Annotated in this window: 20 protein-coding genes; 9 read left to right on the plus strand and 11 right to left on the minus strand. The window is 71.8% G+C overall.

Going from position 1 to position 20,957, the window contains the following annotated elements; all coding sequences use genetic code 11:
• Window positions 1-55 precede the first annotated feature (55 nt).
• From speB to ACQPY0_RS53365, 6 genes are read right to left on the minus strand one after another with little or no spacing between them, the layout of a single operon-like run.
• The gene (gene speB, locus ACQPY0_RS53340) at window positions 56-1,048 is read right to left on the minus strand and encodes an agmatinase (protein ID WP_432979750.1); all 993 of its coding nucleotides are present in this window, start codon (window positions 1,046-1,048) and stop codon (window positions 56-58) included.
• Complete coding sequence (locus ACQPY0_RS53345) at window positions 1,045-2,250, minus strand: saccharopine dehydrogenase family protein (RefSeq protein WP_432979753.1); 1,206 nt, start codon at window positions 2,248-2,250, stop codon at window positions 1,045-1,047. Before ACQPY0_RS53345 ends, speB begins: the two co-directional genes overlap by 4 nt.
• 5 nt (window positions 2,251-2,255) lie before the next feature.
• Window positions 2,256-3,059 carry an ABC transporter permease gene (locus ACQPY0_RS53350; protein WP_432979756.1) on the minus strand — a complete coding sequence of 268 codons (804 nt, stop codon included), beginning with the start codon at window positions 3,057-3,059 and terminating at the stop codon, window positions 2,256-2,258.
• Window positions 3,059-3,967 (minus strand): ABC transporter permease, encoded by a 909-nt coding sequence (locus ACQPY0_RS53355; protein WP_432979759.1) that lies wholly within the window; start codon window positions 3,965-3,967, stop codon window positions 3,059-3,061. The genes ACQPY0_RS53350 and ACQPY0_RS53355 overlap by 1 nt, the downstream gene beginning before the upstream one ends.
• Window positions 3,964-5,109: an ABC transporter ATP-binding protein gene (locus tag ACQPY0_RS53360; RefSeq protein ID WP_432979762.1), complete on the minus strand. Its 1,146-nt coding sequence runs from the start codon at window positions 5,107-5,109 to the stop codon at window positions 3,964-3,966. Before ACQPY0_RS53360 ends, ACQPY0_RS53355 begins: the two co-directional genes overlap by 4 nt.
• Window positions 5,110-5,112: 3 nt before the next feature.
• On the minus strand, window positions 5,113-6,351 hold the full coding sequence (locus tag ACQPY0_RS53365) for an extracellular solute-binding protein (RefSeq protein ID WP_432979765.1): 1,239 nt from the start codon (window positions 6,349-6,351) through the stop codon (window positions 5,113-5,115).
• Between the two features lie 247 nt (window positions 6,352-6,598).
• On the opposite strand from ACQPY0_RS53365, the gene ACQPY0_RS53370 reads away from it, so the two are divergent.
• Genes ACQPY0_RS53370 through ACQPY0_RS53385 form a run of 4 tightly spaced genes read left to right on the plus strand, consistent with a single transcriptional unit; the run spans window position 6,599 to window position 10,396 of the window.
• Window positions 6,599-7,099 (plus strand): Lrp/AsnC family transcriptional regulator, encoded by a 501-nt coding sequence (locus tag ACQPY0_RS53370; RefSeq protein WP_432979768.1) that lies wholly within the window; start codon window positions 6,599-6,601, stop codon window positions 7,097-7,099.
• Complete coding sequence (locus ACQPY0_RS53375; protein ID WP_432995799.1) at window positions 7,096-8,478, plus strand: aspartate aminotransferase family protein; 1,383 nt, start codon at window positions 7,096-7,098, stop codon at window positions 8,476-8,478. The genes ACQPY0_RS53370 and ACQPY0_RS53375 overlap by 4 nt, the downstream gene beginning before the upstream one ends.
• On the plus strand, window positions 8,463-9,050 hold the full coding sequence (locus ACQPY0_RS53380; protein WP_432979771.1) for a pyridoxamine 5'-phosphate oxidase family protein: 588 nt from the start codon (window positions 8,463-8,465) through the stop codon (window positions 9,048-9,050). The genes ACQPY0_RS53375 and ACQPY0_RS53380 overlap by 16 nt, the downstream gene beginning before the upstream one ends.
• The gene (locus ACQPY0_RS53385) at window positions 9,050-10,396 is read left to right on the plus strand and encodes an NAD(P)/FAD-dependent oxidoreductase (RefSeq protein ID WP_432995800.1); all 1,347 of its coding nucleotides are present in this window, start codon (window positions 9,050-9,052) and stop codon (window positions 10,394-10,396) included. The genes ACQPY0_RS53380 and ACQPY0_RS53385 overlap by 1 nt, the downstream gene beginning before the upstream one ends.
• Before the next feature lie 6 nt (window positions 10,397-10,402).
• Here ACQPY0_RS53385 and ACQPY0_RS53390 read toward each other — a convergent pair whose 3' ends face one another.
• Window positions 10,403-10,852: a metallopeptidase family protein gene (locus ACQPY0_RS53390; RefSeq protein ID WP_432979774.1), complete on the minus strand. Its 450-nt coding sequence runs from the start codon at window positions 10,850-10,852 to the stop codon at window positions 10,403-10,405.
• 118 nt (window positions 10,853-10,970) lie between these two features.
• Between ACQPY0_RS53390 and ACQPY0_RS53395 the strand changes: the two genes are divergently transcribed.
• A complete protein-coding gene (locus tag ACQPY0_RS53395) occupies window positions 10,971-11,324 on the plus strand; it encodes a DUF3499 domain-containing protein (protein ID WP_432979777.1) in 354 nt (117 codons plus the stop codon).
• 71 nt (window positions 11,325-11,395) lie between these two features.
• Here ACQPY0_RS53395 and ACQPY0_RS53400 read toward each other — a convergent pair whose 3' ends face one another.
• Window positions 11,396-11,653 carry a WhiB family transcriptional regulator gene (locus tag ACQPY0_RS53400; RefSeq protein ID WP_033364663.1) on the minus strand — a complete coding sequence of 86 codons (258 nt, stop codon included), beginning with the start codon at window positions 11,651-11,653 and terminating at the stop codon, window positions 11,396-11,398.
• A 383-nt stretch (window positions 11,654-12,036) separates the two neighbouring features.
• Between ACQPY0_RS53400 and ACQPY0_RS53405 the strand changes: the two genes are divergently transcribed.
• Window positions 12,037-12,564, plus strand: a complete 528-nt coding sequence (locus ACQPY0_RS53405; protein WP_432979780.1) for a signal peptidase I — start codon at window positions 12,037-12,039, stop codon at window positions 12,562-12,564.
• On the opposite strand, the gene ACQPY0_RS53410 is transcribed toward ACQPY0_RS53405, so the two are convergent.
• Together ACQPY0_RS53410 and ACQPY0_RS53415 are read right to left on the minus strand one after the other, a co-directional pair.
• The gene (locus tag ACQPY0_RS53410; protein WP_432995802.1) at window positions 12,565-15,045 is read right to left on the minus strand and encodes a bifunctional FO biosynthesis protein CofGH; all 2,481 of its coding nucleotides are present in this window, start codon (window positions 15,043-15,045) and stop codon (window positions 12,565-12,567) included.
• A 131-nt stretch (window positions 15,046-15,176) separates the two neighbouring features.
• Window positions 15,177-16,775 (minus strand): hypothetical protein, encoded by a 1,599-nt coding sequence (locus tag ACQPY0_RS53415; RefSeq protein WP_432979783.1) that lies wholly within the window; start codon window positions 16,773-16,775, stop codon window positions 15,177-15,179.
• 123 nt (window positions 16,776-16,898) lie between these two features.
• Here ACQPY0_RS53415 and cofD point away from each other — a divergent pair, with 123 nt between their 5' ends.
• The 3 genes from cofD to ACQPY0_RS53430 are packed head-to-tail and all read left to right on the plus strand — an operon-like array spanning window position 16,899 to window position 19,476.
• Window positions 16,899-17,855, plus strand: a complete 957-nt coding sequence (cofD, locus tag ACQPY0_RS53420; protein WP_432979786.1) for a 2-phospho-L-lactate transferase — start codon at window positions 16,899-16,901, stop codon at window positions 17,853-17,855.
• On the plus strand, window positions 17,852-18,931 hold the full coding sequence (locus ACQPY0_RS53425; RefSeq protein ID WP_432979789.1) for a coenzyme F420-0:L-glutamate ligase: 1,080 nt from the start codon (window positions 17,852-17,854) through the stop codon (window positions 18,929-18,931). The genes cofD and ACQPY0_RS53425 overlap by 4 nt, the downstream gene beginning before the upstream one ends.
• Window positions 18,928-19,476 (plus strand): NUDIX hydrolase, encoded by a 549-nt coding sequence (locus ACQPY0_RS53430; protein ID WP_432979792.1) that lies wholly within the window; start codon window positions 18,928-18,930, stop codon window positions 19,474-19,476. The genes ACQPY0_RS53425 and ACQPY0_RS53430 overlap by 4 nt, the downstream gene beginning before the upstream one ends.
• A gap of 271 nt (window positions 19,477-19,747) precedes the next feature.
• On the opposite strand, the gene ACQPY0_RS53435 is transcribed toward ACQPY0_RS53430, so the two are convergent.
• Complete coding sequence (locus ACQPY0_RS53435) at window positions 19,748-20,866, minus strand: mannose-1-phosphate guanylyltransferase (RefSeq protein WP_432979795.1); 1,119 nt, start codon at window positions 20,864-20,866, stop codon at window positions 19,748-19,750.
• Window positions 20,867-20,957: the final 91 nt, after the last annotated feature.

Raw genomic sequence — 20,957 nt, forward strand, 5'->3', positions numbered from 1 at the left:
CGACGCTGCGGCGGGGCGCCCCCCGGGCCGTTGGCCACCGGCCCGGGGGTCAGGGTCAGCGGCCCGCGAGCAGGGGGCGGCGCGGGTCCCAGGGGTCGCCGCGGCGGCGGCGGGCGATCGCCGAGAGCGCCTCGAGCACGACCCGGTTGGCCAGATACGCGGTGATCTCGGCGTGGTCGTAGGGCGGGCTCACCTCGACCACGTCGACGCCCACGATCGGCAGCTCGTAGCAGCAGCGGCGGACGGCATCCAGCAGCTGGCGGGCGGTCAGCCCGCCGGGCTCCGGGGTGCCGGTCCCGGGCGCCATCCCGGGGTCGACCACGTCGACGTCGACGGAGAGGAACACGCCGTCGCACTCGTCGACGGCGATCGCGAACGCCTCCGTCAGGCACTCGTCGAGGCCGCGGGCCACGATCTCGGTCATCTCGTACGAGCGCATGCCCTGCGCCGCCATCCAGGACAGCGTCTCCGGCCCCGGCCAGTAGCCGCGCAGGCCGATCTGCAGGAACCGGTCGCCGCGCAGGGCACCGGACTCGATGAGGCGGCGCATCGGCTGGCCGTGGCCGATGAGCGAGCCGAACTCGACGTCGCCGGTGTCCGCGTGCGCGTCGAAGTGGACCATCGACACGCGGCCGTAGCCGAGCTTACGGGCCACCCCGGTCGCGTCCGGCCAGGCGATCGTGTGGTCCCCGCCGAGCACGATCGGGATCGCGCCCGCCCGCGCCACGGCGAAGACCGCGTCCTCGAGCGCCTTGACGGAGCGCTCGGCGTCCCCGGAGTACATCTCCACGTCCCCGGCGTCGAGAACGCGCAGGTCCCGTAGCGCGTCGACGCCGAGGGCCAGCGACGGGCGGGAGCCGTCGTGGGGCAGGTAGCAGGCCTGCCGGATGGCCTGTGGACCGAAGCGCGTGCCGGGGCGGTGCGAGGTGCCGCCGTCGAACGGCGCACCGACGATCACCACGTCGGCCTCCGGCAGGGCGGCCAGGTCGCACGCGGGCACGCCCAGGAAGGTGATGTCGGGGCCGAACATGGGTCCGTAGCGGGTCATAGTTCCTGCATACTCCACGCGGAGCCGTACTCGGTGAGCAGATCGAGGAACGGCCGCGGCGGCAGCGCCTCGGGGCCGAGCACGCCGGCGCCCGTCCACGTGCCGGCGGCGATGAGCTCCAGCGCCACCACGGGGTTGATCGCGGTCTGCCAGACGACGGCCTGTGAGCCGTACTCCCGCATCGTCCAGGCGTTGTCGACGGCGTGGTACAGGTACGTGGCCCGGGGCCGCCCGTCGCGGCCGAGGCCGGTGACGTAGGTGCCGGCGCAGGTGCGGCCGTGCATCCGCTCGCCGAGCGTGGCCGGGTCGGGCAGGCAGGCGGCGACCACGTCGCGCGGGGACACCGCCACGTCGCCGACGCGCACCTTCTTCGTCGAGTCCAGGCCGAGCTTGTGGATGGTCTTGAGCACCTCGATGAACTCGTCGCCCAGGCCGTACTTGAAGGTGACCCTCCGCGCGTCGATCCAGCGCGGGATGAGCAGGACCTCCTCGTGCTCCACGTTGACGCACTCGACCGGGCCGATGCCGGCCGGGAAGTCGAAGATCTCCGGCTCGGAGAAGGGGCTCGTGACGTACCACCCCCGCTCCTTCTCGTAGACGACCGGCGGGTTGAGGCACTCCTCGATGGTGGTCCAGATGGAGAACGACGGCGCGAACCCGTAGCCGTCCACCACCAGGTCGGAGCCGTCGCGGATGCCGACGTCGTGGACCTCGGCGAAGAGCACGTCGGCGGCGTAGCGGGCGAAGACGTCCGACAGCCCGGGCTCGACGCCCATGCCGACGAGGGCGAGGCGGTTGGCCGCCCGCCATTCGTCCTGCGCCGCGAACTGCTCGTCGCCGAGCATCACGCCGGTCTTCTCGTACGGCTTCTCGGGATGCGGCCGCGACAGCGACATCGCCATGTCGAGGTAGTGCGCGCCGGCCTCGAAGGCGCCGGTGAACACGGGCATGACGAAGCGCGGGTCGACGGCGTTGAGCACGTGCGTGATGCGCAGGCTGCGGCACAGCTCGGCGACCGCGGGGGCCGAGGAGGCGTCCAGCGCGACGGCCGTGAACCGGGGATCGTCCACCGAGGACGCCGCGGCCTCGGCCCGGGCCGGATCGTAGTCGGCGACGACACAGTGTTCGAAGAACGAGCGGCGGGCGGCGATGCGCACCGCGGCGGTGCCGACGCCGCCGGCGCCGACAATGAGCAGACGCATGGGAACTAAGCCTTCCGGCGAAGGCGCGGCAACTGTCCGATGAGGACGATCAGGAAGGAGATGAGGAACATCGCGGTGCCGATGACGTTGATCTGGGCGGGAATGCCGCGCTGGGAGGCCCCCCAGACGAACATCGGGAACGTCACGACGGTCCCGGAGTTGAAGTTGGTGACGATGAAGTCGTCGAAGGAGAGCGAGAACGACAGCAGGGCGGCCGCGACGATGCCGGGCATCACCAGCGGCAGCGTGACCCGCAGGAACGTCTGCTTCTCGTCGGCGTAGAGGTCCATCGCCGCCTCCTGCAGCCGCGGGTCCAGGCCGGCCAGGCGGGCCTTGACCGTGACCACCACGAACGACAGGCAGAACATGACGTGGGCGATGACCACGGTCCAGAAGCCCAGCGGCACGCCCGCGGCGACGAAGAGCGCCAGCAGCGACGAGCCCATCACGATCTCGGGCGTCGCCATCGGCAGGAAGATCAGCGTGTTGGTCGCGCCCCGGCCGCGGAAGGCGTGCCGGGCCAGCGCGAAGGACATCAGGGTGCCCAGGATCGTGGCGCCGGCCGTGGCCAGCAGCGCGACGCCGATGCTGAGCAGGAAGGCGTCGCCGATGCCGGCCACGCCGAACGGGTGCTTCCAGTGCTCCAGGGTGAACTTGTAGTTGTCGAGCGTGTAGGGGGCGTTGCGGCCGGCGTCGCGCAACGACATCGCGGCGACGACGGCGATGGGGACGAAGAGGTACAGCAGGACGAGCAGCCCGATGCCGAGCACCCAGTGGTCGGCCAGGAACCTGCGCAGGCGGTGGAGCATCAGAGCACCTCGTCCGTTCCGGCGCGCTTGACGTAGATGAAGACCAGCACGAGGATCGCCGCCATCAGGGTGAACGACAGCGCGGCCGCGGCCGGATAGTCGCCGACCTTGAGGAACTTCGACTGGATGACGTTGCCGATCATGAACTGCCGGCTGGTGCCCAGCAGCTGCGCGTTGATGTAGTCGCCGGCCGCCGGGATGAACGTGAGCAGCGTGCCGGCCACGACGCCGGGCATCGACAGCGGCAGCACGACCCGGGTGAAGCGCGCGACCGGGCGGGCGTAGAGGTCACCGGCCGCCTCGATCAGCCGCGGGTCGAGCTTCTCCAGGCTGGCGTAGAGCGGCAGCACCATGAAGGGCAGGAAGTTGTACACCAGCCCCGCGATCACCGCCGGGGTGGTGGCCAGCAGCCGGCCGTCGGGCAGCGGCACGTGCAGCGCGTTGAGCACGGACACGACCGTGCCGTTGTCGGACAGGATGACCTTCCAGGCCAGGGTGCGGATCAGGAAGCTGGTGAAGAACGGCGCGATGACGCAGATCAGCAGCACGTTCTTCCAGCGCCCGGCCTTGAGCGCGATCGCGTACGCCAGCGGATAGCCCAGCAGCAGCGAGAACGCGGTGGTGAGCAGGGCGTACCAGATCGAGCGGCCGAACTGCGGCAGGTATTCGGCGATGGCGTCGGAGTAGTTGCCGAACGCCCAGGTCATCGCGTAGCCGGCCTCCAGCGACCCGCTCGGGTCGTAGAGGCTCGTGGCGAACAGCTGCACGCACGGGATCGCGAAGAAGAGGATCAGCCACAGGCCGCCGGGGAGCAGCAGGAGGTACGGCAGCCACTTCTTTTTCGGTTTCTCCAGCTTGACCGGGGTCGCGGGCCCCGCCCCCGCCCCGACATGCCCCAAGGCACTCATGCCGCGACTTCCTCGGGATCCGCGACCGGTGCGTGTGTCTCGCCGGCCGGGCGGGGCAGCAGGAACGCGTGGTCGGGGCGCCAGTGGACGGTGACCTCGCTGGCCACCGCGAGGGGCGCGGCGATGCCGGAGTTGGGCACGAAGACCGTCAGCTCGTCGCCCCACGGGGCCCGGACCAGGTACTGCGTGCTGACTCCCATGTAGGAGGAGTCGGTGACGAGCCCGGTGACGCTGTGGTGGCCCGCCGGCACCTCGCCGCTGCTCAGGTGCATCTTCTCCGGCCGCACGCCGAGCCACACGGTCCCCTCGGCGGCGCGAGCGCGCGCAACGGGCACGGTGTAGCGGCCGCCGTAGGCCGCGACGAGCACGTCGTCGCCGGAGCGCCCGGTCACGTCGGCGGCGAGCAGGTTGGACTGGCCGAGGAAGTTGGCCACGAAGGCGGTGCCCGGGAAGTCGTACATCTCCACCGGCGCGCCGAGCTGCTCGATGCGCCCGGCGTTCATCACCGCGACCGTGTCGGCCATCGTCATGGCCTCCTCCTGGTCGTGGGTGACGTGCACGAACGTGATGCCGACCTCGGTCTGGATGCGCTTGAGCTCGACCTGCATCTGCCGGCGCAGCTTGAGGTCGAGGGCGCCGAGCGGCTCGTCGAGCAGCAGCACCTGCGGCCGATTGATCAGCGCCCGGGCCAGCGCCACCCGCTGCTGCTGGCCGCCGGAGAGCTGGGCCGGCCGGCGCTTGCCGAAGCCGTCGAGGTCGACCAGGTGGAGCATCTGCTCCACCTGGTCGGCGTACTTGCGGATGCCGCGCCGGCGCAGGCCGAACGCGACGTTGTCCTCGATGTTGAGGTGCGGGAAGAGCGCGTAGCTCTGAAACACCGTGTTGACCGGGCGCTTGTACGGTCGCAGCCGTGTGACGTCCTGGTCACCGAGCAGCACCCGGCCTTCCGTCGGCTCCTCGAGGCCGGCGATCATCCGCAGGGTGGTCGTCTTGCCGCACCCGGAGGCGCCCAGCAGGGCGAAGAACGACCCCCGGGGCACCGTGAGGGTCAGGTCGTCGACCGCGGTGAAGGTCCCGAACCGCTTGGTCACGGCGGAGAGCTGGAGGTCGGCGCCGCTGGCGCCGCTGGGCTGCTCGGTCATCCATCACGCTCCGGAGACGGCTTCGAACTTGGCGGCGTACTTCTTGTCCTCTTCCTCCGTCAACGCCCGGAACGCGTGCGACTTCGCCAGCGTCGCGGAGTCCGGGAAGATCAGCGGGTTGGTCGCCAGGTCCGGGTCGATCTTCGTCATCGCGTCCTGAGCGCCCTGGACCGGGCAGATGTAGTTGACCGACGCGGCCACCTGGGCGGCGACCGCGGGGTCGTAGTAGTAGTCGATGAGCTGCTCGGCGTTGGCCTTGTGGGTCGCCGGGGCCGGGATCAGCATGTTGTCGGACCAGAGAATGAGGCCCTCTTCCGGCGTGACGAACCTGACCTGCGAGCCCTCCTCGGCGGCGAGCTGGATGACGTCGCCGGACCACGCGATGCACGCCGCGAGGTCGCCCTTGGCGAGGTCCTCCTTGTAGTCGTTGCCGGTGAACTTGCGGATCTGGCCCGAGTCGACGGCCTTCTTGAGCTTCTCGATCGCCGCGTCGAACTCGGCGTCGGTGACGTTGGCCGGGTCCTTGCCCATCGACAGCAGCACCAGGCCGACGGTGTCGCGCATCTCGGAGAGCACCGCGATCTTGCCCTTGAGATCGCTGCGGGTCAGCAGCTCGTCGATCGTGCGGACCTCCTTGGCGACCTTGCCGTTGTACGCGATGCCGGTGAGGCCGGACTGCCACGGGGCGGCGTGGGTCATGTCCTTGTCCCAGGGCCGGTTGCGCAGGGTGGCGAGGACGTTCTTGGTGAAGTTCGGGATCTTGGTGTTGTCGAAGGGCTGCACCCAGCCCAGGCCGACGACCCGCGAGGCCATCCAGTCCGTCATGACCATGAGGTCGCGGTCGATCGACTGGCAGGCCTGCAGCTGGTTGCGCACCTTGCCGAAGAACTCGTTGTTGTCGTTGATGTCCTCGGTGTAGGTGACCGCGATGCCGGTCTTGGTGGTGAACGCGTCCAGCGTCGGGCGCTTCTTGTCGTCGTTGGCATCGACGTCGATGTACAGCGGCCAGTTCGAGAAGTTGAGCTTCTTCTCCGTGGCGGACGTGTCGGTGCCGACGCAGGCGGCCTTCTCCGACTCCGTCTTCTTCGCGGGCTTCGTGCCGCACGCCGCGAGCGCGCCGCCGGACGCGACCAGGCCGCCACCGGCCAGCAGGCCGCGCATCAGGGTCCGGCGCGACAGGCCGGTGGCGTTGAGAACCGCCTGCGCTTCTGAAGAGAGCGGCGGGCGAGAGGGGTTTCGCACGGGGGCTCCTACGGATCTCGATGTCGGCGCACACTACTGGGGGGTGGTGACCGACGACTGATCCTGACACGCGGTGCCATCCCTCACAAGGGATTCCGTTGTCACGATCAAGCCGCACAACGAAAAGCGCTATGAAATCAAGAAGGAGTCACGCCCGTCATCTCGCCGAAACCGGGATGGCCAGTCTGCAACGGGTTCGTGATCGATGGCAACCCTAACGAATCCGCAGATCCTCCGTTTCCCAGCCATGGAATTAGTTGCCAAAGGTCGGCCTCTGAGTAAGAATCCACACGTGACCGAGCCCGTCCTCGACGACGTCAACAAGCGCATCATCGAGCAGCTTCAGCGCGATGGACGCATGTCCTACGCCGCCCTCGCCAAGGTCGTCGGTCTCTCGGAGGCGGCCGTCCGCCAGCGCGTGCAGCGCCTGCTGGACACCGGCGTCATGCAGATCGTGGCCGTCACCGATCCCCTCACGCTCGGCTTCGCCCGCCAGGTGATGATCGGGGTAAAGGTTGAAGGGGACCTCCGGCCGGTCGCCAAGGCACTCGCCGCGGTCCCGGAGATCGACTACGTGGTGATCTGCGCCGGCGGGTACGACCTGCTCGTCGAGCTGGTCTGCACCGACGACGAGCACCTCCTCGACCTGATCAACGACACGGTGCGGAGCATCCCCGGCGTGACCGCGACGGAGACCTTCGTCTACCTCAAGCTCGCCAAGCAGACCTACGCGTGGGGGACCCGATGACCATCGACCAGCAACCCGACGCCGCCGCCCTGGACTCCGCGGCGCGCGAGCACCTGTGGATGCACTTCACGCGCCTGTCGGCGTACGCGCAGAACCCAGTGCCCGTCATCGTGCGTGGCGACGGCGCGTACATCTACGACAGCAACGGCCGCCGCTACCTCGACGGCCTCTCCGGCCTCTTCGTCGTGCAGACCGGCCACGGCCGGCAGGAACTCGCCGACGCCGCCGCCAAGCAGGCGGGCGAGCTCGCCTACTTCCCCCTGTGGTCCTACGCCCACCCGAAGGCGATCGAGCTGGCCGAGCGCCTGTCGTCGATCACGCCGGGCGACCTCAACCGGGTCTTCTTCACCACCGGCGGCTCCGAGGCCGTCGAGAGCGCGTGGAAGCTGGCCCGCTCGTACTTCAAGCGCACCGGCAAGCCGCTCAAGACCAAGGTGCTGTCCCGCTCGATCGCCTACCACGGCACGTCGATGGGCGCCCTGTCGATCACCGGCATCCCGGCACTCAAGCAGGACTTCGAGCCGCTGGTGCCGGGCGCGTTCCGGGTGCCCAACACCAACTACTACCGCCGGCCGGACGAGTCGATGACGCCGGAGCAGTTCGGCGTCTGGGCCGCGGACCGCATCGCCGAGGCGATCGAGTTCGAGGGCCCCGACACCGTCGCCGCGGTCTACCTGGAGCCGGTGCAGAACGCCGGCGGCTGCTTCCCGCCACCGCCCGGCTACTTCGAGCGGGTCCGCGCCATCTGCGACCGGTACGACGTCCTGCTCGTCTCCGACGAGGTGATCTGCGCGTTCGGGCGGCTCGGGGAGTACTTCGGCGCCACGAAGTACGGCTTCCAGCCCGACATCATCACCTGCGCCAAGGGCCTGACCAGTGGCTACGTCCCCCTGGGGGCGATGCTCGCTTCGGACCGGCTGGCCGAGCCGTTCATGGACGGCAGGAGCTGGTTCGCCCACGGCATCACCTACGGCGGCCACCCGGTCGGCTCCGCGGTGGCGCTGGCCAACCTGGACATCTTCGAGCGCGAGGGCCTCAACGAGCACGTGCGCACGAACTCGCCGCTCTTCCGCTCGTACCTCGAGCGCCTCTACGACCTGCCGATCGTCGGCGACGTCCGGGGCGACGGCTACTTCTTCGGCATCGAGCTGGTCAAGGACAAGGCGACGAAGGAAACGTTCAACGAGGCCGAGTCCGAGGCGCTGCTGCGCGGGTTCCTGTCCAAGGCGCTCTTCGACGCGGGGCTGTACTGCCGCGCGGACGACCGCGGCGACCCGGTGATCCAGCTGGCGCCGCCGCTGATCTGCGACGAGTCCCAGTTCGCCGAGATGGAGCAGATCCTGCGCGCGGTGCTCACCGAGGCATGGGCGCGCCTGTAGAGCGCACGCGGATCCGCCGCCTGCCGGACAAGGCGGTCCGCGAGCGCGACGCGCTGCACGCCGTGCTCGACGCGGGGATGCTCGCCCACGTGGCGTTCGTCCACGATGGACAGCCGTACGCCGTCCCGGTGGCGTACGGCCGCGACGGCGACTCGGTGCTCTTGCACGGCTCGACCGGCAGCCGGCTGTTCCGCCTGCTGGCCGGCGGCGCACCCTGCTGCTTCTCGGTCACCCTGCTGGACGGGCTGATCCTGGCGCGCAGCGCGTTCGAGGCCTCGATGCGGTACCGCTCGGCGATGGTCCTCGGCACCTGCGGCGTCGTCTCCGATCAGGTACCCGCACTGCGGCTCATCAGCGAGCACCTGGTGCCCGGGCGGTGGGACGTCATCCGGCCGCCGTCGAGCAAGGAGCTGGCGGCGACGCTGGTGCTGCGGCTGCCGCTGGCCGAGTGGTCGCTGAAGGTCAGCGACGGCTGGCCCGAGACCGGACCCGAGGATGAGGGCTGGTCCCCGCCCGTCGGGGTGATCCCGATCCGGACGGTGCTCGACGACTTCGTCGCCGGGGAGGCATGATGTCATTCTGGATGTCGGTGCTGCCCGCGGCGGAGCCCCGCCCGCCGCTACCCGGGCCCCGCGACGCCGACGTGTGCATCGTGGGAGCCGGATACACGGGGCTGTGGACGGCCTACTACCTCGCCCGGGCCGAGCCCTCGCTGCGGATCGTCGTGCTGGAGGCGCAGACCGCGGGATTCGGGGCCAGCGGGCGCAACGGCGGCTGGTGCTCGGCGCTGTTTCCCAAGTCCGTGGCCGCGCTCGAGCGCGCCTACGGACGGGGACCCGCCCTGGCGCTCAACGCCGCCATGGAGTCCACTGTGGACGAGGTGGGCCGGGTGGCGGCCGCCGAGGGGATCGACTGCGACTTCGCCAAGGGCGGCACGGTCGTGCTGGCCCGCTCCGAGGTGCAGCTCGCGCGGGCCCGGCACGAGGCCGACGAGGCGGCCGGCTACGGGATCGACCTGCGACTGCTCAGCGCGGCGGAGGCGGCCGCCCGGGTCGGGGCCGGCGGGGTGCTCGGCGGGACCTACACGCCGCACTGCGCCGCCATCCAGCCGGCCAAGCTGGTTCGCGGCCTGGCCGGCGCCTGTGAGCGGCTCGGCGTGCGCATCTTCGAGCACTCCCCCGTCACCCGGCTCTCCGCCGGGCTGGCGGTGACGCCGCACGGGACCGTCCGCGCACCGATCGTGGTGCGGGCCACCGAGGGGTTCACGCCGCGGCTGCCCGGGCTCCGGCGGGCCATCGCGCCGGTGTACTCGCTGATGGTGGCCACCACGCCGCTGCCGGCCGCGTTCTGGGACTCCGCCGGGCTGGCCGGCCGCGAGACGTTCTCCGACCATCGGCATCTCATCATCTACGGGCAGCGGACCGCGGACGATCGGCTGGCCTTCGGCGGCCGCGGGGCGCCCTACCACTTCGGCTCGGCCGTCTCGCCCGCCTTCGACCTGGAGCCGCGGGTCTTCGCCGAGCTCCGGCGGGTCCTGGGCGAGCTGTTCCCGGCCCTGGCAGACGTGCCCGTCGAGCACTGCTGGGGCGGGCCGCTCGGCATCGCGCGGGACTGGATGGCCTCGGTCGGGCTCGACTCCGCCACCGGGCTGGGGTGGGCCGGGGGCTATGTCGGCGACGGGGTCGGCACGTCGAACCTGGCCGGGCGGACGCTCGCCGACCTGATCCTGAGGGCCGACACCGAGCTGGTGCGGCTGCCCTGGGTGGGGCACCGCTCGCCGCGGTGGGAGCCGGAGCCGCTGCGGTGGCTGGGCATGAACGCCAGCCTGCGCATCATGACGTCGGCCGATGCCGCCGAGTCCCGGACCGGCCGGCCGTCGCGCCGCGCGGCCCTGATGTCCAGGATCGTCGGCGCCTAGGCCGGGTCAGTTCTCGAGCTCGTCCGGGGAGACGCCCAGCAGGTTGGCGACCTGCTCGATGATCACGTCGTGGACCAGGTCGGCCAGGTCGTCGTGGTCCGCGGCGCGGAACTCCAGCGGCCGCCGATACAGCACGATCCGCGGCGGCACGCCGTGGCGCCCCGGGCGGCCGGGAAGCAGCCGGGCCAGCGGCACCTCGCCGTCCTCGAGCACGTCGGAGTCGTAGACGTTGAGGTCCGGCGGCACGTCCTCGACCGCGAACTCCACCCCGGCGAGCTCCTGCGAGAAGCGCTGCTCCAGCTGCTCGACGGAGTCCAGGACGAGATCGTCGAACATCTCGGCGCGGGTGCGGGACATCGGCAGCGACGCGGGGACCAGCCGGCCCCGCAGACCCCGGCCATGCCGATCGCGACCGCGCCGTCCCGGTCCACTACGTCGTCGGTCTGGGCTCGCCACCATGTCAGCGTAGCGCCAGCCAACCCTATCGCCCGCGCGAGCGTGTCGCCGTGGTCACCCCGGCGTGTCGCGGGCCTTCCGAGACGACGTGAGGGCCTCGGAGAGATACCGTTCGGCCGTGAGGACCCCACGTCGATGCTCGCGCAACGGTTGCCCCCGATCTCCCGTTGCGACGTTGACGTACGTTTATGCCGAATCGACCGCAGTTGTCGGTCCGCTGGCCGCGTTCGCCGAGCCGCACTCCTACGACCTCTGCGAGTCGCACGCCCGCGGGCTGACCGCCCCGCGGGGTTGGGATCTCGTACGCCACGAGGGCGAGTACGGCCCGCCGCCGCCCACCAACGACGACCTCGTCGCGCTCGCCGAGGCCGTCCGCGAGGCCGCCCGCCCCGCGCCGCAACGCCAGGAACCCGACCAGCAGCACCCCCTCGGCCGGCGCGGCCACCTTCGCGTCATTCCCCCTGACGCATAACAATTCAATTCACGAAAAGGGCGCCGGTCCCATTTCGGAAACCGGCGCCCTTATTCGAGAAATCCGATCTGCTAAGCAGCCCGTCGCTTGAGCTTGCGGCGCTCGCGCTCCGAGAGCCCGCCCCAGATTCCGAAGCGCTCGTCGTGCCCCAGGGCGTACTCCAGGCAGTCCGCCCGCACCTCGCAGCGCGAGCAGATGCGCTTGGCCTCGCGCGTCGACCCGCCCTTCTCCGGGAAGAAAGCCTCGGGATCGGTCTGCGAACACAAAGCGCGCTCTTGCCACTCCGGAGCGTTACCCAGCAGGTCGGCCACGACTGGTCGGCCGTCCATCAGCGTGCCTCCTTCTTGCGCACCGGCGTCAATGCCGGCGCAACCCCCCACGCGGAAGGCGCATGTCCTACAAGGTGCTGTACCTCGGCGCGGTGTTCCTTATGTCCGCTTGGTGGCGTCTTGCAACCCCACCCGGCGAACATCCCCCGTGAAATTACACGCGTGTAATGCGTGCGTCGTCAAGCCGAACCTGCTAAATAGGCCCGCTCGGGCGATCGCTCGCACCCCGTGCCGTACCCATACCGACGAAGTCCGGCCGGAGGTAACGGGCGACACGCCGGACGCGCCGGAAGAGTCTCGGCAAGTTTGCTCAACCCGCCGTTGACGTGGCCGAACAGCGCCGATGTGCGGCAAGAGCTGAGATCCGACCCCACGGCCCGCTCATGATCAGCCGTCTGCTCCTGGGCGTCGCCGTCTCCGTGATCATGTTCACCGTCGGCGTCGCCGGCCTGGGCTGGAAACCCTACGTCGTGATGTCCGATTCCATGGCGCCCTCGATGCACGCGGGCGACCTCATCCTCGTCGATCCCAACGCGCGATCGGTCGCCTTGTACGAGATTGTCACGTACACGGACGACCGCGGCCCGATCACCCACCGCGTCGTGTCGCAGGCGGCGGACGGCGCGCTGACGGTGAAGGGCGACGCGAACGCGCAGCCGGACCCGGCCGCGGTGGATCGCGAGCACGTCGTGGGCCCGGTGCGCCTGATCCTGCCCCACCTGGGCTGGCCGGTCATGCAGGTGCGCACGCATCCGGTGAAGATCGCCGGCGGGGCGCTGCTGCTGGCGCTGCTCCTCCCCGGCCGGCGCCTGCTGGGCCTGCTGGTCGTGGGCGGGCTGGTCGCGGTGGTGGCGATGGTCCCGACGACCGGCGCCACGCTGATCTCGACGGTGACGGCGATGCGACCCTGATCAGGCCTCGGCGGTCACGCGGCCGTAGACCGTCGTGCGGCGGCGGACCGGACGGCCGGCCGCGTGACCGATCGCCTCCAACTCCTCCCGCGTGCGGGCCGAGCCGTGCTCCGAGCCGGCCATCCGCGAGATCGTCTCCTCCATCAGGGTGCCGCCGATGTCGTTGGCGCCGCCGCGGAGCATCGCGACCGTGCCCTCGTCGCCGAGCTTCACCCACGAGCACTGGATGTTGGGGATCCGGCCGTGCAGGAGCACCCGGGCCATGGCGTGCACGGCGCGGTTGTCGCGCCACGTCGGGCCCGGGCGCGCAATGCCGGCGAGGTAGATCGGGGCGCTGTGGTGCACGAACGGCAGGGCCACGAACTCGGTGAAGCCGCCCGTCCGGTCCTGGATGCCGGCGAGGACCCGGAAGTGGCCGAGCCAGTGGCCGGGGTGGTCGACGTGGCCGTACATCATCGTGGAGCTGGACCGGATGCCCAGCTCGTGGGCCGTGGTCACCACCTCGACCCAGGCCGAGGTCGGCAGCTTGCCCTTGGTGAGGACCCAGCGGACCTCGTCGTCGAGGATCTCGGCCGCGGTGCCCGGGATCGTGTCCAGGCCCGCCTCCTTGAGCTGGGCCAGCCAGTCGCGGATCGACACGCCCGCCTTGGCCGCGGCCGTCACCACCTCCATGGGGCTGAAGGCGTGCACGTGCATGCCGGGGACCCGGGTCTTGACCGCGCGGACGAGCTCGGCGTAGGCGCCGACCGGGAGCTTCGGGTCGATGCCGCCCTGCATGCAGACCTCGGTGGCGCCCGCGTTCCAGGCCTCCTCGGCGCGGTCGGCGACCTGCTCGTAGGAGAGCCGGTACGCGTCCGCGTCGCGCTCGCGCTGGGCGAAGGCGCAGAAGCGGCAGCCCACGTAGCAGACGTTCGAGAAGTTGATGTTGCGGTTCACGACGTAGGTGATGTCGTCGCCGACCGCGTCGCGGCGCAGGTCGTCGGCGATGCCCACCAGCTGCTCCAGGCCCGGGCCGTCCACATTGAACAGCGCCAGGGCCGCGGACTCGTTCTCCTCGAGCAGCAGGGCCCCGGGGTCGTTCGCGGCCAGGTCGAGTCCACTGTGGATGTCACGGTCGAGGCGCTCGGGCGCCGGCCGCGGCACGCGGGTCGCGACCTCGCTCCAGTCGCCGTACACCGTGTCGAAGTCGCCCCGGCGGTCGGCGCTGCGGCCCTCGGAGTCGATCGCGGCGTGCAGGTCGGTGCGGCCGCTGTCCTCGTGCCCGCCGTCCGGCTCCTGCCACGGCCGGCCCGCGAGCATCGCGCTCTCGTCGGCCAGCCCGGTGTCGCGCTCCATCAGGGCCTCGACGTGCGCGGTCAGGCGGGCGTCGAGCCAGGGCACACCGCGGCGGGCGTACTCCGGGTAGATCGTCAGGCGCTCGCGCAGTACGAATCCCGCGGCTTTTGTCCGTTCCGCCAGCTCGTCGAGGGCCGGCCAGGGGCGCTCGGGGTTGACGTGGTCCGGCGTCACCGGGGACACACCGCCCCAGTCGTCGATGCCGGCCCGGATGAGCAGCGAATACTCCTCGTCGATGAGGTTCGGCGGCGCCTGGATGCGCGCCTTGGGCCCCAGGACCAGCCGGGCCACGGCGATCGTCGCGGCCAGGTCCCGCAGCTCGGCGTCGGGCATGCCGCGCATCGCCGTGTCCGGCTTGGCGCGGAAGTTCTGGACGATGACTTCCTGGATGTGGCCGTACTCCCGCATCGGCCGGCGGATCGCGAACAGCGACTCGGCGCGCTCGCCGAGCGTCTCGCCGATGCCGATGAGGATGCCGGTGGTGAACGGGACGCCGACCCGGCCGGCGTCGTCGAGGACCCGCAGGCGGACCGCCGGTTCCTTGTCCGGCGAGCCGAAGTGCGGGCCGCCCGGCTCCGACCACAGGCGGGTGGCGGTGGTCTCCAGCATCATGCCCATGCTCGGCGCGACCGGCTTGAGCCGCTGCAGCTCCGCCCACGACAGCACGCCGGGGTTGAGGTGCGGCAGCAGGCCGGTCTCCTCCAGCACCGCGATGGCGCACGCGCGCAGGTAGGCCAGCGTCGAGTCGTAGCCGCGCTCGTCCAGCCAGCGCCGAGCCTGGGGCCAGCGCTCCTCGGGGCGGTCGCCGAGGGTGAACAGCGCCTCCTTGCAGCCCTGCCGCGCCCCCTCGCGGGCGATCGCGAGGACCTCGTCGATCTCGAGGTACTCGCTCGGCAGGCGGTGCGGCACCGTCGCGAACGTGCAATAGTGGCAGCGGTCCCGGCACAGCCGGGTCAGCGGGATGAAGACCTTCTTGGAGAATGTGATGACGCCCGGGCGGCCCGCGTCGGCCAGGCCCGCGTCGCGCACCGCGCCGGCGACCGCGAGCAGGTCGTCCAGGGCCGCGCCGCGGGCGGTCAGCAGGACGGCAGCCTCGGTCGCGTCGAGGGTCCGGCCGTCGGCCGCCCGTCGAAGCGCGCGGCGCATGGCGTTGTCTTCGGTACCTCTGCCTTCAGACGTCACGTCTTGCAGCGTAGGCCGCCGCGAGTCGGATTCACGCGCGCCCGGCGTGTGACGTATTCCCCGCGGCGTCGCGCCGCGGGGAATACGAGCCTCGCTCATTTACTTTGGCGGGATCGCCTGCGTGCGCTGGGTCTCCTCGCCGTCGTCGTTGGGCTTGCGCGGCTGCAGCACCGAGGTGGCGTCCGGGTCGGCCGGGCTGAGCCCGGCGGTGGCCTCCTCCGGCTGGGCCGGGCTGAGCACGGCGGTGCCCTCCTCGTCCGGCTGGGTGGTGTGCGCCGGGGTGAGGACCGCGGTCCCCTCCTCCTCGGGCCGCGCGGGCGACAGGCCGGCCTGGCCCTCGGGCTGCGCGGGCGAGAGGCCGGCGGTGGCGTCCTGCGTGGTCTGCGGTGCGGCCGGGTGCGTGCCGGAGCCGCCCGGCCAGCCCGCCGAGGCGAAGCCGCCGGGGGCGTGGACGACGCGCCCGAGTCGGCCGGGGACGCCGAGACCGGCTCGTCGGCGACCGGCGTCGGGGCGGGCGCGGTGTACACCGCGAACGGCGAGCTCAGCGGCGGGGCCGACGCGGGCGCCGCATCGGCCGCGGGCGCGGGCGCGGCCGGCGGGGTGGCCGGGGCGCCGTAGCTCGGGGCCGCGGAGGCCGGGGCGGTGTATCCGGGCGCCGCGTAGCCCGGCACGGCGTAGCCGCCCGAGGTGGGCGCGGCGGCCGGGACCGCCGACGTGGGCGCGCCCGTGGTCGGGGTGACGGCCGGGACCGCCGACGTGGGGGTGGCGTAGCCGGGCGTCGCGGGCTGCGCCTGGGCGGGCTGCTGGTAGGCCTGGGCGGCGACCGCCGGGTTGGCGCCGGTGGCCGGCTGCTGCCAGCCCCCGGTGGCGGGCTGCTGCTGGACGTAACCCGCCGGGTAGGCCTGCTGCTGCGCGGCGGGCTGGGCGGCCGGCTGGGCGCCGGTGACGTAGCCGGTCTGCTGCGCGGCGGGCTGGGCACCGGTGACGTAGCCGGTCTGCTGCGCGTACTGCTGCTGCGGGTAGGCGTAGCCCTGCGGGTACTGGTACGCGGGCTGGCCGTAGACCGGCGCGACCGGCTTCGGGACCGAGTAGCCGCCCAGGAACACGCGGGCGGTCAGGAACAGGCCGAGCCCGATGAGGCCGAGGCCGGCGAGGTGCTCGAGGAAGCCCGAGAACGCGTAGCCGATCGGGCCCTCGTTCTGGATGTCGCCGATGAGGCCGGCGAGCAGCAGCACGAGGCCGAGGACGGCCGCCACCGCATACTCCACCAGGGCGCCGATGACGACGGTCTTGGCCCGCGGGGTCACCGGGTCGACGAGCGCGACCAGCGCGACGGCGAGGATCGGCAGCAGGATCACCTGGAAGCCGATCACGTTGCCGAACGAGGTCGCCGCCATCGCCAGGAACGAGTTGAACACGCCGGTGAGCATCTGCACGACGCCGGCGAGCAGGATGAGCGCGACCGCGCCGAGCATGGCGACCGCGGCGAGTTCGCGATACGGCTCCAGCAGGCCGCGGACCTTCTTCGCGTCCGGGGGTGTCACGGGTGCGGCCGGGACCGCTGGGACGGCCTGGTGGTGCTGCTGCGCGGGGTTCGCGACGGGAACGGCCTGCGTCGCCGGGGTCTGATACTGGGCCGCGGACGGGGGCGCGAACGCCCCGGTGGGGGTCGGATCGGGTGGCTGGGTGCTCACTGGCTCTCCCGAAGTGAAACGGTCCGTGCAACAGGTCGCCAGCAGCCTAGCTCCATGCGACGATTCGCGCGTGGCTGGCGACCCCGAACAGCTCCGCAACAGCGGTGGGGCAGGATTGAGCCCATGCGGATCGTGGTTCTGGCTGGTGGGATCGGTGGCGCGCGGTTCCTGCTCGGGGTGCGCGCGGTGGCCCGGGAGACGGGCGCGGAGGTCACCGCGGTGGTCAACGTCGGCGACGACGTGACCCTGCACGGGCTGCGCATCTGCCCGGACCTCGACAGCGTGATGTACACGCTCGGCGGCGGCGCCGACCCGCAGCGGGGCTGGGGCCGGGTCGGCGAGAGCTGGACGGTCAAGGAGGAGCTGGCCGCGTACGGCGCGGAGCCCACCTGGTTCGGCCTCGGCGACAAGGACATCGCCACCCACCTCGTGCGCACCCGGATGCTGGAGGCCGGCTACCCGCTCTCGGCGGTGACGGAGGCGCTGTGCGACCGCTGGCAGCCCGGCATCCGCATGCTGCCGGCCAGCGACGACCGCGTGGAGACGCACGCGGTGGTCGAGCTCGAGGGCGCGGCGCGGGCCATTCACTTCCAGGAGTGGTGGATTCGGTACCGCGCCGAGATCCCGACCCAACGGTTCGTCTTCGTCGGGGCGGAGACCGCGAAGCCGGCCGCCGGGGTGCTGGACGCGCTCGGGGCGGCGGATGTCGTACTCGTGGGGCCCAGCAATCCCGTGGTCTCCATCGCCCCGATCCTCGCCGTGCCCGCCCTGCGTGACGCCGTGGCCACGGGCCGGGCGCCCGTCGTGGGCTTCTCCCCGATCATCGGCAGCGCACCGGTGCGCGGCATGGCCGACAAGTGCCTGGCCGTCATGGGCGTCGAGTGCAGCCCGGCCGGCGTCGGCGGCCTGCTCGGCGCCCGGTCCGGCGGCGGGGTGCTCGACGCCTGGCTGGTGGACGAGTCCGACGCCGGCGTCGAGGTGCCCGGCCTGACCGTCCGCGCGGTGCCGCTGTGGATGACCGACGAGGCCGCGACCGCCGCCATGGTCCGCGCCGCGCTGTCCACGGTCGGTGTGGCATGATCCCGTCCCTGGAGATCCACCCGGTCGTCGGCATCGGCGACGTCAAGCCCGGCGACGACCTCGCCGCGCTCATCACCGCCGCGGCCCCGTGGCTCGCCGACGGCGACGTGCTCGTGGTGACCAGCAAGATCGTGAGCAAGGCCGAGGGGCAGCTCGTCGGGATCCCGCTCGACGAGCCGGCCCGGGAGGCCGCCCGCGAGGCTGCCCTGCGCGCCGAGACCGCCCGCGTGGTCGCCCGCCGGGGCGCGACCCGGATCGTGCAGACCCACCACGGCTTCGTCCTCGCCGCGGCCGGCATCGACCAGTCCAACGTCGACCGCTCCCACCTGGTGCTGCTGCCCAAGGACCCGGACGCGTCGGCCCGCTGGCTGCGCGACGAGCTGCGCGAGCGCTTCCAGCTCGACGTCGCCGTGATCATCACCGACACGATGGGCCGCCCGTGGCGGCTGGGCCTGACCGACGTGGCGATCGGCGCGGCCGGCGTCGACGCGCTGGTGGACTACCGGGGCATCGAGGACGCGTACGGCAACGAGCTGAACCTCACCCAGACCGCCCAGATCGACGAGCTGGCGGCCGCCGCCGAACTGGTCAAGGGCAAGACGGCGCAGGTGCCGGTCGCCGTGGTCCGCGGCTTCGCGAGAAGCTTCCCGCCCGCCCACGGCCGCGGCGCCGCCGAACTCGTCCGCGGCGCCGACGCCGACCTGTTCTCCCTCGGCACCGCGGAGGCGACCGCCCGCGGCCTGCGCGCCGCCGCCGACCTGCCCGACGCCCCCGCCTTCGCCCCCGTCGACACCCCGGTCGAGCTCCCCCCGCTCCCGTTCCCGGTTACACACAGCGTGACGGTCCCGCCCGACACCGTGGCGGCCGTCGTCGTGTGGGCACCCGCCGGTGACCTCCGCGCCGCGGCCGAGGCGGGCCGCCGCGCCGAGCGACTGCGAGCCGTTCTCGCAGCTGACGGCCTCGCATCGACCTGGCTGGAGCTCGCCGACCCGGCGACCGTCGCGGGCGACCTGCCCGAGGGAGGCGTGCCCCTCGGCGTCCTCGCGATCGGGCGCGGTAGCCTGCGGTCACTATGAATACGCTGCACGAGGACGCACTGGCCGTACTGTCAGGATGGGCACCGCCCTCGGCGGAGGCCGAGGCGACCCGCCAGCGGTTCCTGGACTTCGTCCGCCCGGACCCCACCACTGTCTGGCGCGAGCACTCCGGCGGCCACGTGACCGCGAGCACCCTGGTCGTGGACGCCACGGCCGAGCGCGTGCTGCTCTGCCTGCACGGACGGATCAAGCGCTGGACCCAGCTGGGCGGCCACTGCGAGCCGGAGGACACCACGATCGCGGGCGCCGCCCTGCGCGAGGCGACCGAGGAGTCGGGCATCCTGGGCCTGCGCATCTGCGAGGCCCCGATCGGCCTGGACGTGCACCACGTGATTTGCTCGGGCGGGTCGTCGCTGCACTACGACGTACGATACGCGGCGATCGCCCCGCCCGGCGCGGTCGAGAAGGTCAGCGCGGAGTCGAGCGCGCTGGGCTGGTTCGCCCCGGACGCCCTGCCCGAGCCCTTGGCCGACGCGACCGACGTCCTGGTGGCGCCCGCCCTGGCCTGGGCCAAGCGCGCCTGACCGAAGCCGGCCGGCACCGACGACTCGACCAAAGCGGTACAAACCCGGATCGACGCGGCGCAGCGCCGGTAGGTCGAGCAGTCATGATCTTGAGCTGCCATCGGCTGCCGCCGCCATCCTTGGCGGATTTATGCCCTGTCAGGCGAAAAATCCGGATATGTCGTGGCGCGGCAGCGCCCGACATATCGCCCAAAGCCGCCACCGCACGGACGACGCGTTTACGCAACGGGCCCGGCCGCTGGAAACTCGGCCGGGCCCGTGCGGGGCGTGGTTACAGCAGCTCGATCGAGCCGCGCTCCTTCAGGGAGTCGACCAGCTTCTTCACGTCCTGGGCGCGAGCGCGCGGGCAGATCAGCAGCGCGTCCGGCGTGTCGACGATGATCAGGTCGTTCACACCGACCGCGGCGACCAGGCGGCCCGAGCGGGGCACCACGACCACGCGCTCCGCGTCCTGCATGAGGACCGTGGGCTTGGTCTGGGCGCCGGAGTCGCCGACGACCGCACCCAGCTCGACGACCACGTTGCCGGCGGTGTCGGTCTCCAGCAACTCGCCCAGCGTGTGGAAGTCGCCGACGTCGTTCCAGCCGAAGTTGCCGGGCACGGTACCGACGAGGCCGGCGCGGCCCGCGCCCTCCATGACGCCGAAGTCGACCGAGATCTTGGTCAGGCCGGGCCAGAGCTCGGCCAGGACCTCCTCGCGCTCGCGGGAGTCCCACGACTCGGCGATGCGGCGCAGGCCGTCGTGGAGGGCGGGCTGCTGGCGGGCGAGCTCGTCCAGGAAGACGTCGACGCGCCAGACGAACATGCCGGCGTTCCACAGGTACTCGCCGGAGTCGACGTAGCGCTGGGCGACGTCGAGGGCGGGCTTCTCGGCGAACTCGGCGACCTTGCACACGTCGCCGGTGCCGGTGGGCTCGCCGACATGGAGGTAGCCGTAGCCGGTCTCCGGGTGGGTCGGCGTGATGCCGATCGTCATGAGCAGGCCGTCCTCGGCGCCCTCGACGGCCCGCCGCAGCGTGCTCTGGAACGCCGGAACGTCACGAACGAGCTGGTCCGCGGCGAAGGCGCCCATGACGGCGTGCGGGTCGCGGCGGGCGATCACCGCCGCGGCGAGGCCGATCGCGGCGCAGGAGTCGCGCGGGGTCGGCTCGACGAGGATGTTGCCCTCCGGCAGACCCGGCAACTGCCGGGCGACGGCGGCCGCGTGCGCTACGCCAGTGACCACGAACGTGGACTCGGGCGTCGCCAGGCCTTCGAGCCGCCCATAGGTCGCCTGAAGCAGCGACAACGGGGTCCCGGTGAGGGCATGGAGAAACTTCGGATGACCGGCTCGCGACAGCGGCCAGAGCCGCGTGCCGCTGCCACCTGCAGGAATCACCGCGTAGAACACCGGCACATCATGCCCAGGAGAGGGCACCCTTCCACAACTCGGGGGTGCCAACACCATTACCGAAATCGCCTGATGGGGTTTCGGAAGGTGA

This window comes from Dactylosporangium sp. CA-233914 (assembly GCF_050942935.1).
Lineage (GTDB): Bacteria > Actinomycetota > Actinomycetes > Mycobacteriales > Micromonosporaceae > Dactylosporangium.

What these genes read in the sequence shown, in the direction of transcription:
- ACQPY0_RS53400 (WP_033364663.1), bottom strand. Translation starts at nt 11,653, where the DNA reads ATGGACGGCCGACCAGTCGTGGCCGACCTGCTGGGTAACGCTCCGGAG.
- ACQPY0_RS53355 (WP_432979759.1), bottom strand. Translation starts at nt 3,967, where the DNA reads ATGAGTGCCTTGGGGCATGTCGGGGCGGGGGCGGGGCCCGCGACCCCG.
- ACQPY0_RS53360 (WP_432979762.1), bottom strand. Translation starts at nt 5,109, where the DNA reads ATGACCGAGCAGCCCAGCGGCGCCAGCGGCGCCGACCTCCAGCTCTCC.
- ACQPY0_RS53405 (WP_432979780.1), top strand. Translation starts at nt 12,037, where the DNA reads ATGATCAGCCGTCTGCTCCTGGGCGTCGCCGTCTCCGTGATCATGTTC.
- speB (WP_432979750.1), bottom strand. Translation starts at nt 1,048, where the DNA reads ATGACCCGCTACGGACCCATGTTCGGCCCCGACATCACCTTCCTGGGC.
- ACQPY0_RS53380 (WP_432979771.1), top strand. Translation starts at nt 8,463, where the DNA reads ATGGGCGCGCCTGTAGAGCGCACGCGGATCCGCCGCCTGCCGGACAAG.
- ACQPY0_RS53345 (WP_432979753.1), bottom strand. Translation starts at nt 2,250, where the DNA reads ATGCGTCTGCTCATTGTCGGCGCCGGCGGCGTCGGCACCGCCGCGGTG.
- ACQPY0_RS53370 (WP_432979768.1), top strand. Translation starts at nt 6,599, where the DNA reads ATGGAATTAGTTGCCAAAGGTCGGCCTCTGAGTAAGAATCCACACGTG.
- ACQPY0_RS53385 (WP_432995800.1), top strand. Translation starts at nt 9,050, where the DNA reads ATGTCATTCTGGATGTCGGTGCTGCCCGCGGCGGAGCCCCGCCCGCCG.
- cofD (WP_432979786.1), top strand. Translation starts at nt 16,899, where the DNA reads ATGCGGATCGTGGTTCTGGCTGGTGGGATCGGTGGCGCGCGGTTCCTG.
- ACQPY0_RS53350 (WP_432979756.1), bottom strand. Translation starts at nt 3,059, where the DNA reads ATGCTCCACCGCCTGCGCAGGTTCCTGGCCGACCACTGGGTGCTCGGC.
- ACQPY0_RS53425 (WP_432979789.1), top strand. Translation starts at nt 17,852, where the DNA reads ATGATCCCGTCCCTGGAGATCCACCCGGTCGTCGGCATCGGCGACGTC.
- ACQPY0_RS53375 (WP_432995799.1), top strand. Translation starts at nt 7,096, where the DNA reads ATGACCATCGACCAGCAACCCGACGCCGCCGCCCTGGACTCCGCGGCG.
- ACQPY0_RS53410 (WP_432995802.1), bottom strand. Translation starts at nt 15,045, where the DNA reads ATGCGCCGCGCGCTTCGACGGGCGGCCGACGGCCGGACCCTCGACGCG.
- ACQPY0_RS53430 (WP_432979792.1), top strand. Translation starts at nt 18,928, where the DNA reads ATGAATACGCTGCACGAGGACGCACTGGCCGTACTGTCAGGATGGGCA.